Raw genomic sequence first — 15,208 nt, 5'->3', positions numbered from 1 at the left:
TACTTTCCTCTGGATTCAAGCTAGTCCCACTTCAATCCCACATGTTCGTTCATTTCTTTGTAGGCTGTATCAATTCGTTCCTTAGTCGCTTCATCTAACTGGTCACGATGACTACCACCCTCGATAAAATCTTCTAAGATATAAGTTTGGTATAGGAATAGTGGATAACCTTCTGGAGAATAGGTTCCTTTTGGTGTACGGTTTACCCAAGAAGGATGCGCTTTGGCAGTTTCGATTGTCGTCTTACCGGCTTTTTTCTTAACAGTCACATCCATGAGCACGCCACGCTCTGTCCACTTAGCATTCTCTTCATCTTGCATGGTTTCAATTCGTTGATTGGAAATGAAGTTCCCCATTGAATAGATAATGAGTTTCTTGTCCCCATCTTTTTCAACCGTTTCAGATGGTTCAACTACGTGAGGGTGCCCTCCAAAGATAATATCAGCTCCCCAATCGATCATCTTGTGATAAAGAACCTTTTGTTCTTCAGTTGGTTCTAAGCGATACTCCACACCCATCTGAGGCATGATAATGGTGATATCTGCTTCCTTCTCTGCACGTTCAATTTCAGCCTTCATCTTGTCTTCATTTAGGTCTGAAAGATAGCGGTTATAGTCTTCTTGAGAAATACTTTGCTCAATTCCATTAAAACCATAAGAATAGGCCAAAAGTGCAACCTTGATGCCGTTCACTTCCTTGATAACCAGTGGAGCTTGATCACGGGACTCATGCGTATACACTCCAATAGGTGTCATTCCTGCCTTCTCAATAGCATCTGCTGTTGAAACCACACCTTCTATTTGTGAATCTAGGATATGGTTATGCGCCAAGTCTAGCACTTGATAACCGGCATCCTTGATAGCATCCATAACTTCGCCAGGTGCATTAAAGAGAGGATAACCTGCCAAATAGTGGTCCTTGTTAACAGTACCTTCAAAATCACCTATAATCAAGTCTGCTTGTTTGAGCCATGGCTTCACATAATCAAAATTTTCATGAAAATCATAGGTTCCATCTTCTTTTAAAGCAGAACGATAGATAGGAATATGATAGAGGAGGTCCCCGTTGGCCATAATTCTAGCAGATTTTTCCTCTTCCTGATCTTTAGCATTTTGATTGGTCTTATTTGCTTCTTGAGAAATTGCATCCTTTTTTTGACTGGTTAAGGGGATTCCTTGGAAACTTTCAAACAACAAGACCAAGCCCATTGATAAAGCAACTGCTAGCAAAAGTATCGCCACAAATCCCTTATTACTCCACTTGCGATAACTCCTAAAAAAGTTTACAAACCCCCTCATAAAACGAAAAACTGGTCCACGTTTATGTCTATCTTGTCTTCTTTGCATCTTCATTCTCCCTACTTTCTAATGCAAGCCTTTTCTTTTTATTATATCACAGATAAGTAATTCTTTCACAATTGAATCGAACCTAGTAGGCATTTTCTATAAAAGCTCGATGCCGTAATGCTTTCAATCCTTGTCATTTTGTGATATCATGTAGAGGTAATGAAAGGAGAGAAAATGTCTGCTATAGAACGTATTACGAAAGCTGCTCACTTAATTGATATGAAAGATATTATCCGCGAGGGGAATCCGACTCTTCGCGCAGTTGCTGAGGAAGTCACTTTCCCCCTATCTGATCAAGAAATCATTCTTGGCGAAAAGATGATGCAATTCCTCAAACATTCCCAAGATCCTGTCATGGCTGAAAAAATGGGGCTCCGCGGTGGAGTTGGACTTGCTGCTCCTCAATTGGATATCTCAAAACGTATTATCGCTGTTTTGGTGCCAAACATTGTCGAAGAAGGCGAAACTCCTCAGGAAGCTTACGACTTGCAAGCTATTATGTACAATCCAAAAATCGTCTCTCACTCTGTTCAAGACGCTGCTCTTGGCGAAGGAGAAGGGTGCCTTTCTGTTGACCGCAACGTGCCTGGCTATGTTGTTCGCCATGCCCGCGTTACTGTTGACTACTTTGACAAGGATGGAGAAAAACACCGTATCAAACTCAAAGGCTACAACTCCATCGTTGTTCAGCATGAAATTGACCACATCAACGGTATCATGTTTTACGATCGTATCAATGAAAAAGACCCATTTGCAGTTAAAGATGGTTTACTGATTCTAGAATAAAGAAAATCCCGTTGCAAGACGGGGTTTTGTGTTATAATAGAGGCATGAAAACAAATGATATTGTCTATGGCGTCCACGCCGTCACCGAAGCACTCCTTGCAAATACTGGCAATAAACTCTACCTTCAAGAAGATCTCCGAGGTAAGAATGTTGAGAAAGTCAAAGAACTGGCCACAGAAAAGAAGGTGTCCATTTCTTGGACTTCAAAAAAATCCCTCTCTGAGATGACTGAAGGTGCTGTCCACCAAGGTTTTGTTCTACGAGTATCTGAATTTGCCTATAGCGAGCTAGATCACATCCTTGCAAAAACGCGTCAAGAAGAAAATCCTTTGCTTTTGATTCTGGACGGGTTAACTGATCCTCACAACTTAGGTTCCATCTTAAGAACCGCTGATGCGACCAATGTTTCAGGTGTCATCATTCCCAAGCACCGTGCTGTCGGAGTTACTCCTGTCGTTGCTAAAACGGCCACAGGTGCTATTGAACACGTTCCGATTACCCGAGTAACCAATCTGAGCCAAACTCTGGACAAACTCAAGGATGAAGGCTTCTGGACCTTTGGAACGGATATGAATGGTACTCCTTGCCACAAGTGGAATACAAAAGGGAAAATCGCCCTCATCATCGGAAATGAAGGAAAAGGTATCTCTAGCAACATCAAAAAACAGGTCGATGAAATGATTACCATTCCTATGAATGGACATGTTCAAAGCCTCAATGCCAGTGTTGCTGCAGCCATTCTTATGTACGAAGTTTTTCGAAATAGACTATAAAAAAAGTTTCCAGTCATCTGATTGGAAACTTTTTTATGATTATACTCAATGAAAATCAAAGAGCAAACTAGGAAGCTAGCTGTAGACAGCTCAAAGTACTGCTTTGAGGTTGTGGATAGAACTGACGAAGTCAGTACCCATACCTACGGCAAAGCGAAGCTGACGTGGTTTGAAGAGATTTTCGAAGTGTATTAACTATGTTCTGTGATAAATTTATAGGCTTCTTGACCGGCGATGGCCCCATCTCCAACTGCTGTTGTTACTTGGCGAAGGTCTTTCAAGCGAACATCTCCAACCGCAAAGATACCATCAACTGCAGTTTTCATGTGGTTATCTGTCACAATCCATCCAGCCTGATCTTGGATATTCAATTCTTTAACAAAATCGCTAAGAGGGTCCAAGCCAACATAGATAAAGACGCCACCGAAGGCTTGTTCTGTCACTTGACCTGTTTTCACATTTTCAAATACGACAGATTCTACTCGGTTTTCACCCTTGATTTCCTTCACTACAGAATCCCAGATAAAGCTGACTTTCTCATTAGCGAAGGCACGGTCTTGTAATACCTTTTGGGCACGGAGTTGATCACGACGATGAACAATGGTAACAGTCTTAGCAAAACGAGTCAAGAAGAGGGCTTCTTCAACAGCTGAATCTCCGCCACCAACTACCAACAAATCTTGGTCACGGAAGAAAGCACCATCACACACGGCACAGTAAGAAACACCACGACTATTCAGTTCTTCTTCTCCAGGTACTCCCAAAGGACGGTGTTTAGAACCAGTTGCTACGATAACTGTACGTGTTTCATATGTTTGGTCAACGGTCATCACTTTCTTAAAATCACCATGGTCTTCTACATTTTCAACATAACCATAAATGTGCTCAACACCAAGATTTTCAAGCGGTTCAAACATCTTTTCAGCCAATTCTGGCCCACTAATATTAGCGTATCCAGGGTAATTTTCAATATCAGATGTATTATTCATCTGACCACCTGGCAGACCACCTTCAATCAAGGCTACTTTTAGATTGCTTCGAGCAGCGTATAAGGCCGCAGTCATCCCTGCAGGTCCAGCACCGATAATAATAGTATCGTACATATAGTTTCCTTCTTTCTTGTTGTAACTATCTTTATTCTAACTCTTTCTTGTCAATCATGCAAGGATTATGCCTTAAAAACAAGAATTAAACTCATAACCGCAAAGGATAATACTGGAACAACCAAGACCCCTATCATAATCATATCATAGAGATGGGCTTGGCGAGCCTTAGCTGTCTTATCAACTCCCGACATGGCTCTCAGTCCAATCCAAATCCCTAAAAAAATCAGGACGAGGATGGTGGTCAAGATCAAACTCTCGAAATATAAAGAAAATAGTTGCAGTAGCATGATTTCTCTCATTTCTATCTTTTTTAAAGAGTAAACTCAGCTAGTCCAGCTAACTGAGTTTTCCTTTATCTATTATATCAAATATAAGTCCGTTTGTAACTAGCGAAGAATTCTTTTGTCCGCTCTTCTTTAGGATGGTGGATAATCTCATCCGGCGTTCCAGACTCGATGATTTTCCCCTTATCTAAGAAGAGAATCTTATCAGCCACTTGGGCTACAAAGGACATATCATGACTAACCAAAATCATAGTTTGACCTGACTTAGCAGCATCTGCAATAGATTTTTCTACTTCACCAACCAATTCTGGGTCAAGGGCTGAAGTTGGTTCGTCTAAGAGCAAGACATCTGGTTTCATAGCAAGCGCACGCGCCAAGGCAACCCGTTGCTTTTGTCCACCTGATAAATGGCGAGGATAATGGTTTTCACGGTCTGAAAGCCCAACCTTAGCCAACTCTTCCTTGGCAATCTTGGTTGCTTCTTGGTCGGATAATTTCTTGACAACAACCAAGCCTTCTTTCACATTATCAAGTGCTGTTCGGCGTTCAAACAAATTAAACTGTTGGAAAACCATAGACAACTTACGGCGTAGGGCAAGGATTTCTTCTTGAGTGATTTTAGAAAAATCAACTGAGAAATCATCAATCTGAATAGAGCCACTGTCAGGTGTTTCAAGATAATTGAGACTACGAAGGAAGGTTGATTTTCCAGCTCCTGAAGAACCAATCAAGGCTACAACTTCCCCTTTTTGAATATCCAAGTTCAGATGATCCAAGACAGTCTGTCCTGAAAAGGATTTGCTTAAATTCGAAATCTTAATCATTAACGAAGGTCTCCTTTCACATCTGTTTGCACTGTATCGGGTGCAGAAATAGCCATTTTTCTCTCGATGAAACGACCAAGGCTTTCAATTCCGATATTGACTACCCAATAAACAAGGGCAACGGAGATAAAGCGTTCAAAGTAGCGGTAATCAGCTCCACCCAAAATCTGAGCTTGGGCAAAGACTTCCACAACACCCGCACTAAAGGCTAGAGAAGTTCCTTTGGTCAAGCCGATTAGGGAATTGATTAAGGTTGGAGTCGCCACAACGGCCGCATTTGGAATAATCACGCGACGATAAACTTGCGCTCGGGTCATCCCCAGACTGCGTGCCGCCTCAATCTCACCAGGATTGACTGAGAGAATGGCTGCACGAATGGTTTCACTAGCATAAGCTGCTTCATTAAAGGCAAAGGCGACAATTGCAAAAGCAGCGGCTGGAATCGCATTGATATTGAAACCAGTTCCCCATTGCTGATTGAGAGCTTTCAAAGCCAAAGGAATTCCGTAGTAGGTCAACATGAGTTGCACCAAAATCGGTGTCCCTTTTAAGAAGCTAACAAAGAAGGCCTGCAAGGGGTATAAAATTTTGACACGATTGATCTTCACAATGGCAAAAAGAAGCGCCAAAACCAAGCCAAAAAGAGCACCACCAATGGTCAACATAATCGTTATTGGAAGTTGTTGGACAATTCTCGGGATTCCATCAAAGACCGAACGCAAGCTAAAAAGCTTGCCATCCGGAATCAATTGCATCAAGTTTTGGTACCAATCTGATGCTAAAATCGTTGTAACATTCATAAAAACATCCTCTCCTGATAATGATTCATTCTACCATACTTTTGCCGTCAATGAAATTATTTGCTACGGTCAGGTACAGACTTTGTCTACCTACTAGTTTATCATACTTTGAAACAGGGAGGTTATATATTTTATCTATCAAAGAGATAGATAAAAACTATTTCAATCCCAATTCTTCATAAGCTTTTCGATAACCGATTTGCTTAACAGTTCCATTTTCTACTAAAATGGGGCGTTTTAACAACATACCGTCGCTTGCTAGCAACTCAGCTGCTTCTTGGTTTGACAGACTTCCTACCTTATCTTTCAGCCCCAATTCACGGTATTTGATCCCACTGGTGTTGAAAAATTGCTTCAACTCAAAACCCGAGGTTTCTAGCCAGTTTAAAATGACTTCTTGGCTAGGTGTTTCTTCAACGATATGGATGGCTTTATAGTCCACACCGAGTTGGTTTAATTCTTGTTTTGCTTTTTTACAAGTTGAACATTTTGGATATTCGATAAATTCTAACATGTCTTTCACTTTCTATTTTATATCTTTAAAATCTGCGCCTTCATGCTCCAAGAGCCAAGCTTTCTTTTCCACTCCTGCAGCATAACCTGTCAGACGCTTGCCAGCTCCCAGCACCCGATGACAAGGTACTAGGATAGACCACGGATTGCGTCCCACTGCCCCACCAATTGCTTGAGCAGAATCCACTTGTAGCTCTTGGGCTATTTGTCCATAGGTCACTGTCTGACCATAAGGAATTCCCTGTAGATAGGACCAAACTCGCTTTTCAAAATCCGTTCCGATTGGAGCCAAGGGCAAGTCGGATAAATCCTGAGACTTGCCTTTAAAGTAATCATCTAAGCAAGCAATAACTGGATCTAAAATTGGATGACTAACAACTGCTTCTATCGTCTCATCTCCTAGTCCTCTCTCAAAATGCTTCTGCTCCTGCACCCAAATGCCATACAGATATTGCTCGTCGGCAACCAAAGACAAGGTTCCTATTGGCGAAAAGTAGAGCATTTTTACGTACATCTTTTGCATTATTTCTTTAATTTTTGATAGGCCAAGCGTTCGCCATCAACAGGCACTTTACCAACCTGTTTAAAACCAAGTTTTTCAAAAATATGCTGCATGACCTTGTTTGCAACATGCGTATCTGAGCGAAAATCTAGATAGTCAAAACCTTCAATCAAGCCCTCTAAGAAGGTTTGAGCAACGCCCTGTCCCTGTACATCTGCTGCCACAGCAATACGGTGAAAGACTAGGTACTCTGACTCCCCAGCTTGCCAGTTTCCTTCATAAATGGCTTCATAGGCTGCCTCTGGACTCTTGGTCACAGCTGCATAAGCTAGTAATTCTCCCTCTTCCAAGGCTACATAGGCTTGACCTGAGATAATATCCTCAATAATAATATCAGCATTTGGATAACCATTTTGCCACTGGTCACTACCAGCATCTGCTAAACATTTTTTAGCATCCTCCATCACCTGCATGATGGTATCTACTTCATTTGGAAAAGCTAAACGAATTTCCATCTTTTCTCCTCATTTCTGACTAGTTTCTCCCATCATAGCATAATTTAAGCCTTTTCACAAGCAGTTAAAACTTGACTTTCTGTTTTTGTTATTTTATAATCTAGTTATCAAAACTAGATAAAAAGGAGTTGCAAATGAAAACTACCTTTTCCTACCCAAAATGGGCAGAAATTCCAAACATTGACCTCTATCTGGACCAGGTTTTACTCTATGTCAATCAGGTCTGCGCCCCTATCTCTCTTGATAAAGACAAGGGCCTGACAGCATCTATGGTCAATAATTATGTGAAACATGGTTACCTGACAAAACCTGATAAGAAAAAATACCAACGCCAACAGATTGCCCGTTTGATTGCTATCACAACCCTCAAGTCTGTATTTTCTATTCAAGAAATAGCACAGACACTTAATACTCTACAAACTCAAGCAAGTTCAGACCAACTCTACGACGCTTTTGTAGACTACATGAACCAAGGAATTGATCCAGCTAGCCCTATCATCCAAACCAGCTGCCAAACCGTTAAACTCTATCATCAAACTCTAGCCTTAATCGATCATACTCAAGAGGAGGTAATCCAATGAACACTAGTCTTAAACTCAGCAAACAACTCAGTTTCGGAGAGGAGATTGCTAATAGTGTGACCCATGCCGTAGGTGCAGTCATCATGCTCATCTTACTCCCCATTTCATCCACCTATAGTTATGAGGCACACGGATTTTTATCATCTATCGGTGTTTCCATTTTCGTTATTAGTCTCTTTCTCATGTTTCTATCATCCACCATTTATCACTCTATGGCCTATGGTTCAACCCATAAATATGTCTTGAGAATCATTGATCATTCGATGATTTATGTTGCTATTGCAGGCTCATACACGCCCGTCGTCTTGACCTTAATGAATAACTGGTTTGGCTATCTAATTATTGCCATCCAATGGGGAACGACCATCTTTGGTATTCTCTATAAAATCTTTGCTAAAAAAGTCAATGAGAAATTTAGCCTTGCTCTTTACCTGATTATGGGCTGGTTGGTTCTAGCTATCATTCCTGCCATTATCAGTCAAACAACGCCAATTTTCTGGAGTCTCATGGTAACTGGCGGACTTTGTTATACAGTTGGGGCTGGATTTTACGCCAAGAAAAAACCTTATTTCCACATGATTTGGCATCTCTTTATCCTAGCAGCATCTGCCCTCCAATACATCGCCATTGTTTATTACATGTAAAAAAGTTGAGAAATTCAATCTCAACTTTTTTCTTTACACATATTAATAAAGTACTGATGCAAGCGCACATCATCAGTCAATTCTGGATGAAAAGAGGTCACTAACATATTTTTTTCTTGAGCAGCAACGATTTGATTGTCAACTGTTGCTAAAATTTCTACACCCTCTCCAACACTACTGATAATTGGACCACGGATAAAGGTCATTGGAATCTGACCAACTCCCTTACATTCTGCTTCGGTATAAAAACTTCCTAGTTGGCGCCCATAGGCATTGCGCTCGACCACCATATCCATAGTTCCTAGATGACTCTCTTCCTGAGAAGAAATTTCTTTAGCTAAGAGAATCAAGCCTGCGCAAGTACCAAAAACGGGAAATCCAGAAAGTATGGTTTCTCGAATGGGAATCAGCATGTCCTGCTCACGTAAGAGCTTGCCCATGGTTGTAGATTCCCCACCAGGTAATATCAAACCCGACAAATCACTCTGATGTTGCTGAAAATCATCTAGATTTCTGATTTCAACACTCTCGACACCTAATTGTTCTAGCACTTTTGCATGTTCTGCAAAGGCCCCTTGCAAGGCCAATATTCCGATTTTCATCTATTTTCCTCGCTCAGCCATGAGAATTTGGATTTCATTTTCATTAATACCAACCATAGCTTCTCCTAAATCTTCAGAGATTTGAGCTAGAATTTGAGGATTTCGGAAATTAGTTACCGCTTTGACAATGGCACTCGCTCGTTTGACAGGATCTCCTGACTTGAAAATACCTGAACCGACAAAGACACCTTCTGCCCCTAATTGCATCATTAACGCCGCATCTGCTGGCGTTGCAACGCCTCCAGCCGCAAAGTTTACAACTGGCAATTTCCCATGTTCATGGACGTATTGGACTAATTCTATAGGAACTTGGAGTTCTTTTGCAGCTACATATAGCTCATCTTCGCGTAGGTTTTGAATACGGCGAATTTCTTGATTCATCATGCGCATATGACGAACGGCTTGAACAATATCTCCTGTCCCTGGTTCTCCTTTGGTACGAATCATAGAAGCTCCTTCAGCGATACGACGCAAGGCTTCACCCAAGTCCTTAGCCCCACAGACAAAAGGAACTTGGAATTCCTTCTTATCCACATGGAAACGGTCGTCAGCTGGAGACAGCACTTCACTCTCATCGATATAGTCAATCTCAATAGCCTCTAAAATCTGAGCTTCTACAAAATGCCCGATTCTGACCTTGGCCATTACTGGAATGCTAACCGCTTCTTGGATTTCCTTAATCATCTTTGGATCACTCATACGGGAAACCCCACCAGCTGCACGAATATCAGCCGGAATCCGCTCCAAGGCCATCACAGCTGCCGCACCAGCAGCTTCTGCAATTCGGGCCTGTTCAGGATTCTGAACGTCCATGATAACCCCACCTTTGAGCATCTGTGCCAAGTTTTTATTTAGTTCATAACGATTTTCAGTCATTTATTTTATCCTCATTATTTATATTGGTAGCTACCATTTCATTTTAAGTTAGATTAGAATGAATCACAAGATAAAAAAATCATAATTGTATGGGTACAAAGTAATGAAAAAACTATCTAGCCTTAACTTAAGGCCAGATAGTTCATCATTTTTATTTTTCAGCTGTAAGGGCAGCCATTGTGATGTAGTTGTATGGTTTGTTGAAGTGTGGCAAGAAGAATAAGTCTGTCAAGGCCAATTTATCGATTGTTACATGCTCTTGGATAGCAAGTGAGAACATGTGGATTCCCATGCTGATTGCAGAATCGTGTGAAACCATTTGTGCACCAAGAATTTCACGGCTATCTTTGTCAAAGACAATCTTGATGGCAACTTCATGGTTATCATGTTTCATAAATTCTGGTTTTTGAAGATCGTTAAAGCCTGTTTCAGTTGCGTTGTAACCAGCAGCTTTTGCTTTTTCAAGAGTTAAACCAGTTGAAACCATGTGAAGACCGTAGATTGAGATACCGTTTGAACCTTGAACACCGATTCCTTCCAATTCATGGCCACAAGCATTGTAAGCACCAACAATACCAGTACGAACAGCATTTGAAGCAAGCGCGATGTAGCTAGTGTCTTTACGTGCGTTGTCATAAACAGTCGCACAGTCACCTACTGCGTAAACGCCTGGGATAGATGTTTCTTGTTTTTTGTCTACAAGGAAGGCACCGTTACGGAAGAGTTCAATTTTTCCATCAGCAAGGGCTGTGTTTGGACGGAAACCAACTGCAAGGATAACCATATCCACATCAAAAGTTTCTTTATCAGTAATCAAGCGTTCAACTTTACCGTCACCCTCGATTGCTTTAACAGTTTGACCAAGCGCCAAGCGGATGTTGTGGTCTTCCAAGTTCTTCGCCATCATTTGTGTGAAGTCTTTGTCATAGTAACCGTTCAAAACAGTATCAACGATATCAACAAGGACAACTTCTTTTCCAAGACGTTCAAAGGCTTCAGCAAGTTCAACACCGATATAACCACCACCAACAACGGCGATTCGGTCAAGGTGTTGACTCTTATCAGACAATTTGTGAATCACTTCTTCAGCGTTTTGGTACAATTTCACAAATTGTACGTTTTCAAGAGTTGCTTTAAATTCACGGTTTCCTTTAACAATTTCAACACCTTCGATTGGTGGCAAGATTGGTGTAGAACCTGTAGCGAAAATCAATTTTTCATATGATTCTTTGTGCTCTTTTCCTTCAACTTCCGCTGTAACTACTTTGTTATCATAGTCTATTGAAAGAACTGGTGAATTCATGTATACCTTAGCACCTTTAGCTTCCAATTTTTCTTTATCAGAATAGAACAAGCCTTCAGCACCGTCAATTTGTTCACCAATCCAGAGGGCCATTCCACATCCTAGGAAAGAAATGTTAGAGTTTTGGTCAAATACAACGATTTCGTTCTCATTTCCAAAGTTATCCAACATAGTGTTAATACATGCTGTACCAGCGTGGTTAGCACCAACTACAACGATTTTACTCATAGAAAAATTCCTACCTTCAATTTTAAATTTACCTTTCTAGTATAACATTTACTGTTAGCGTTTACAAGAGTTTAGCTAATTTTCCCGTTTTTTTTGTAAAAAAATGTAAATAATCTGTATTTTATCAGTCTTTCTTACAATTACTCTTTATTTTCTGAGCATATTTCTTGACAAGTTTACAAATTTTATTTGTGAAAACGCTGACTTTATGGTATGCTAGTATCATGAAAAGAAAATGTAAGGGGTTAAATTTAATATAAATTTACTATATTTCAGTCTTCTTTTCATAAAAGAAAGGAGTTGGTAGCTTGCCTCTTAGTTCACATTCCGAACGGCTAATGGGGACTACTATCACTATTTCATTAGTAGATGAGCGAGCCGATAGCTTGATCCAGAAATCCTTTGATTTACTCAGAGAGCTCGAATACCGCTTCAATGCCAATAGCCAAGAATCTGAGTTGATGGAAATCAATCATCAAGCTGGAATAGCCCCCGTCAAGGTTCATCCAGACCTGTTCGAACTGATTTCACTTGGATTAGAGCATAGCCTAGCGCCATCTAGCCATCTCAATATCAGCATTGGTCCCTTGATTCAAACCTGGCGTATCGGTTTTTCAGATGCCAAAGTTGCCCAGCCTCAAGAAATCGAATCAATTCTCCCTTTAATCAATCCTCATTATATCGAGTTAGATTCTTCTACTTCTACTGTGTTTCTAAAACAGAAAGGAATGAAGATAGACCTAGGTTGTTTAGCCAAGGGTTATAGTGCGGATAAAGTTGCTCAATTTCTGAGAAAAGAGGGAGTGACATCTGCCTTGATCAATCTGGGAGGGAATATCCTGACTATTGGAAAAAATCAGGCAAGAGGGGATCAGCCTTGGCAAATTGGGATTCAAGACCCAGCCAATCCGAGGGGAAATCACTTAATGACCATCCCTGTTGTCAATAAATCTGTCGTGACTTCAGGCATTTATGAACGTCACCTGACTGTCGATGGAAAAGATTACCATCATATTTTTGACAGCCAAACAGGATATCCTGTTGAAACGGAACTAGCGAGTCTAACAATCATCTCTGATAAATCAGTTGATGGTGAAATCTGGACAACTCGTCTATTTGGAGAAAGACCTGCTTCTATCCTCTGGCAAGTCGAAAGTTTGGAGGGCATCGAAGCTATCCTCATCGATAAGGAAGGTCACCTAAGCTGTTCTTCAGGAATTCCTACTCTATAGAAACAAATGTTTCAATGGAGTTTTAAAATTGTATTATGTAAAAAGAGAAAGGAAATCTCATGCTAAAACTTATTGCCATTGTTGGAACGAACTCTAAACGTTCTACAAACCGCCAATTGCTCCAATACATGCAAAAACACTTTGCTGATAAAGCTGAAATTGAACTCGTTGAAATCAAGGACATTCCTGTTTTCAACAAACCTGCAGATAAACTTCTTCCCGCTGAAATTCTTGAAATTGCAGCTAAAATTGAAGAAGCTGATGGTGTGATTATCGGTACTCCTGAGTACGACCACTCTATCCCTGCAGTTTTAATGAGCGCTCTTGCTTGGCTATCTTACGGTATCTACCCACTTTTGAACAAACCAATCATGATTACTGGTGCTTCCTATGGTACACTAGGTTCATCTCGTGCCCAATTGCAACTTCGTCAAATCTTGAATGCTCCTGAAATCAAGGCAAATGTTCTACCAGATGAATTCTTGCTCTCACACTCTCTTCAAGCATTTAACCCAAGTGGAGACTTGGTTGACCTTGATGTCATCAAGAAATTGGATGCCATCTTTGATGACTTCCGTATCTTTGTGAAGATTACTGAGAAATTGCGCAATGCACAAGAATTGCTTCGCAAAGATGCTGAAGAATTTGACTGGGAAAATTTGTAAGATAGGAGACCGAAAGAATGAAATTTGTTGGACTTGTTGGATCAAACTACGATCAATCATATAACCGCAAACTCTTGGAATTTATTCGTCGCAATTTCAAATTCAAATTTGAATTAGAAGTTCTTGAAATCGACGAAGTTCCAATGTTTAACCAAGACGAAAAATGGGACGAAAGTTTCCAATTGCGCTTCTTGTATAACAAGATTACACGTGCTGATGGTGTCATTATCGCCACTCCTGAGCACAACCACACTATCTCAGCTTCTCTCAAATCTGTACTTGAATGGCTTTCATACGAAGTTCATCCATTTGAAAACAAGCCTGTTATGATTGTGGGTGCATCATACTATGACCAAGGAACATCACGTGCCCAAGTTCACCTTCGTAAGATCCTTGACGCTCCAGGTGTCAACGCCTACACACTTCCAGGTAACGAATTCCTTCTTGGTAAAGCTAAGGAAGCTTTTGATAACAACGGAAATATCACCAACGAAGGCACTGTTAAATTCCTTGAAACTTGCTTAGATAACTTTGTAAAATACGTAGGAGTCGTTTCGAAATTGAAAAAACCAAAACCAATCGAACCAGAAGACTTGGATTGTGGAAAACCAATTGCTACAACCATTACAGAAGTTGATCCTGACGATCCAGAATGGGTAGAAAAAGTTGCAGCAATCACTGGAGCTGTTTCTGGTGATACCTATGTCAAATTGGACCACGGTATCCTAACAGTTAACCAAATCGATATGTTCTTGAAAGCTATGCCATTTGAATTGACATACGCTGACGACAACAACCAATTCCTCTACTACAACAACGCTCACCAAGATCCAGATACCATGTTCGCTAAACGTGTACCACCTCAATCAGGTAGCCGTATGTCGACTGTTCATGGTTCTCTTCCACCAGCACGTATGAAGAACGTAGAGTGGGTTATCGGAACACTTCGCAACGGAAACCAAGAATACGTCCGTACGATCGTTCCAGGTTCTCCTGCAGGTGTTATCAACACTCACAACTACCAAGCGATGTACTATCCTGACGGATCATACGCTGGTATCAATGAAATCGTCTTTAACTTCCAACCATGGCTTGACTGGTACCTAAAAGAAACGGGTCAACGTTTGGTGGGTGGTAGCGGACCTTTTGCTCCTGCAGCTGGAGGTCATGGAGACGCCGATGCTACTTCTGGCGCTTCTGATTCAGGTGATGCTGGAGGCCACGGTGGTGACGCAGACGCTACTTCTGGTGCAAGCAACTAAGAAACCAAAAAGGAGCCAAATGGCTCCTTCTTTTTTATTACAACAAAAAAGGGGCTTGTAAATCATCTACAAGCCCCTTTCATTTTATGAGTTAGGATCATCTAAACTACGTCCATGCAAACCTTTTTCACGTTGGACTTGACGTAGTTTCTCTGGTGTAACATCGTTTCCTTCTTCGTCCACAATTTTGATCCCTTCGATGTGGTGACGAACAGTGCGACGATAACCTTCTATGTACTCCTCACGTAGTTTGGCTTGTTCTACTTTTTCTTCTGGGGTCAAGCCTTCTGCTTTTTTCTTTTTAGCAAGCTCGTTGATACGAGCAATTTTTTTCGGATCCATTTCTTCTCCCTTATGATAAGATAA

The 15,208-nt window shown here is 41.0% G+C and carries 19 protein-coding genes; 7 read left to right on the top strand and 12 right to left on the bottom strand.

What is annotated here, in order from left to right:
- Positions 1–20: 20 nt before the first annotated feature.
- Positions 21–1,346: a CapA family protein gene (locus tag B7698_RS08520; RefSeq protein ID WP_084865275.1), complete on the bottom strand. Its 1,326-nt coding sequence runs from the start codon at positions 1,344–1,346 to the stop codon at positions 21–23.
- A gap of 174 nt (positions 1,347–1,520) precedes the next feature.
- On the opposite strand from B7698_RS08520, the gene def reads away from it, so the two are divergent.
- Both def and rlmB read left to right on the top strand, forming a co-directional pair.
- The gene (gene def, locus B7698_RS08515; RefSeq protein WP_049500103.1) at positions 1,521–2,132 is read left to right on the top strand and encodes a peptide deformylase; all 612 of its coding nucleotides are present in this window, start codon (positions 1,521–1,523) and stop codon (positions 2,130–2,132) included.
- 44 nt (positions 2,133–2,176) lie between these two features.
- On the top strand, positions 2,177–2,905 hold the full coding sequence (gene rlmB, locus B7698_RS08510; RefSeq protein ID WP_057487644.1) for a 23S rRNA (guanosine(2251)-2'-O)-methyltransferase RlmB: 729 nt from the start codon (positions 2,177–2,179) through the stop codon (positions 2,903–2,905).
- A 191-nt stretch (positions 2,906–3,096) separates the two neighbouring features.
- Here rlmB and trxB read toward each other — a convergent pair whose 3' ends face one another.
- The 7 genes from trxB to B7698_RS08470 form a co-directional block, all read right to left on the bottom strand.
- Positions 3,097–4,008 carry a thioredoxin-disulfide reductase gene (gene trxB, locus B7698_RS08500; RefSeq protein ID WP_084865273.1) on the bottom strand — a complete coding sequence of 304 codons (912 nt, stop codon included), beginning with the start codon at positions 4,006–4,008 and terminating at the stop codon, positions 3,097–3,099.
- A 65-nt stretch (positions 4,009–4,073) separates the two neighbouring features.
- Entirely contained in the window at positions 4,074–4,298 is a 225-nt protein-coding gene (locus B7698_RS08495) for a DUF4059 family protein (protein WP_000926599.1), read from the bottom strand.
- A gap of 77 nt (positions 4,299–4,375) precedes the next feature.
- On the bottom strand, positions 4,376–5,119 hold the full coding sequence (locus B7698_RS08490) for an amino acid ABC transporter ATP-binding protein (protein WP_000590982.1): 744 nt from the start codon (positions 5,117–5,119) through the stop codon (positions 4,376–4,378).
- Positions 5,119–5,919: an amino acid ABC transporter permease gene (locus B7698_RS08485; protein WP_001103445.1), complete on the bottom strand. Its 801-nt coding sequence runs from the start codon at positions 5,917–5,919 to the stop codon at positions 5,119–5,121. The genes B7698_RS08490 and B7698_RS08485 overlap by 1 nt, the downstream gene beginning before the upstream one ends.
- A 157-nt stretch (positions 5,920–6,076) precedes the next feature.
- Positions 6,077–6,433 (bottom strand): arsenate reductase family protein, encoded by a 357-nt coding sequence (locus B7698_RS08480; RefSeq protein WP_000889083.1) that lies wholly within the window; start codon positions 6,431–6,433, stop codon positions 6,077–6,079.
- Between the two features lie 12 nt (positions 6,434–6,445).
- Positions 6,446–6,955: a methylated-DNA--[protein]-cysteine S-methyltransferase gene (locus B7698_RS08475; protein ID WP_020903509.1), complete on the bottom strand. Its 510-nt coding sequence runs from the start codon at positions 6,953–6,955 to the stop codon at positions 6,446–6,448.
- Positions 6,955–7,449, bottom strand: coding sequence for a GNAT family N-acetyltransferase (locus B7698_RS08470; RefSeq protein ID WP_000405856.1), 495 nt, complete (start codon positions 7,447–7,449; stop codon positions 6,955–6,957). Before B7698_RS08470 ends, B7698_RS08475 begins: the two co-directional genes overlap by 1 nt.
- A gap of 134 nt (positions 7,450–7,583) precedes the next feature.
- Between B7698_RS08470 and B7698_RS08465 the strand changes: the two genes are divergently transcribed.
- Positions 7,584–8,030 carry a DUF1836 domain-containing protein gene (locus B7698_RS08465; RefSeq protein ID WP_084865271.1) on the top strand — a complete coding sequence of 149 codons (447 nt, stop codon included), beginning with the start codon at positions 7,584–7,586 and terminating at the stop codon, positions 8,028–8,030.
- Positions 8,027–8,674 carry a PAQR family membrane homeostasis protein TrhA gene (gene trhA, locus B7698_RS08460; RefSeq protein ID WP_001097996.1) on the top strand — a complete coding sequence of 216 codons (648 nt, stop codon included), beginning with the start codon at positions 8,027–8,029 and terminating at the stop codon, positions 8,672–8,674. Before B7698_RS08465 ends, trhA begins: the two co-directional genes overlap by 4 nt.
- Before the next feature lie 20 nt (positions 8,675–8,694).
- Here trhA and pdxT read toward each other — a convergent pair whose 3' ends face one another.
- From pdxT to nox, 3 genes are all read right to left on the bottom strand, one after another.
- The gene (gene pdxT / locus B7698_RS08455; RefSeq protein WP_084865269.1) at positions 8,695–9,276 is read right to left on the bottom strand and encodes a pyridoxal 5'-phosphate synthase glutaminase subunit PdxT; all 582 of its coding nucleotides are present in this window, start codon (positions 9,274–9,276) and stop codon (positions 8,695–8,697) included.
- Positions 9,277–10,152, bottom strand: a complete 876-nt coding sequence (gene pdxS, locus B7698_RS08450; protein ID WP_084865267.1) for a pyridoxal 5'-phosphate synthase lyase subunit PdxS — start codon at positions 10,150–10,152, stop codon at positions 9,277–9,279.
- A 151-nt stretch (positions 10,153–10,303) separates the two neighbouring features.
- On the bottom strand, positions 10,304–11,683 hold the full coding sequence (gene nox / locus B7698_RS08445; RefSeq protein WP_024057824.1) for a H2O-forming NADH oxidase: 1,380 nt from the start codon (positions 11,681–11,683) through the stop codon (positions 10,304–10,306).
- A 308-nt stretch (positions 11,684–11,991) separates the two neighbouring features.
- Between nox and B7698_RS08440 the strand changes: the two genes are divergently transcribed.
- Genes B7698_RS08440 through B7698_RS08430 form a run of 3 tightly spaced genes read left to right on the top strand, consistent with a single transcriptional unit; the run spans position 11,992 to position 14,842 of the window.
- Positions 11,992–12,915 carry an FAD:protein FMN transferase gene (locus B7698_RS08440; protein ID WP_004256850.1) on the top strand — a complete coding sequence of 308 codons (924 nt, stop codon included), beginning with the start codon at positions 11,992–11,994 and terminating at the stop codon, positions 12,913–12,915.
- A 59-nt stretch (positions 12,916–12,974) separates the two neighbouring features.
- Positions 12,975–13,580 carry an NADPH-dependent FMN reductase gene (locus tag B7698_RS08435; RefSeq protein WP_000915930.1) on the top strand — a complete coding sequence of 202 codons (606 nt, stop codon included), beginning with the start codon at positions 12,975–12,977 and terminating at the stop codon, positions 13,578–13,580.
- Between the two features lie 17 nt (positions 13,581–13,597).
- Positions 13,598–14,842, top strand: coding sequence for an NAD(P)H-dependent oxidoreductase (locus tag B7698_RS08430; RefSeq protein ID WP_000673672.1), 1,245 nt, complete (start codon positions 13,598–13,600; stop codon positions 14,840–14,842).
- Positions 14,843–14,926: 84 nt separating this feature from the next.
- Here B7698_RS08430 and B7698_RS08425 read toward each other — a convergent pair whose 3' ends face one another.
- Positions 14,927–15,184, bottom strand: a complete 258-nt coding sequence (locus B7698_RS08425; protein WP_000371284.1) for a DUF896 family protein — start codon at positions 15,182–15,184, stop codon at positions 14,927–14,929.
- Between the last annotated feature and the right edge of the window lie 24 nt (positions 15,185–15,208).

This window comes from Streptococcus mitis, from assembly GCF_002096855.1.
Lineage (GTDB): Bacteria > Bacillota > Bacilli > Lactobacillales > Streptococcaceae > Streptococcus > Streptococcus mitis_Y.
Note: the sequence above shows the minus strand (reverse complement) of the source record. Positions and strands in the feature narration are given on the sequence as shown.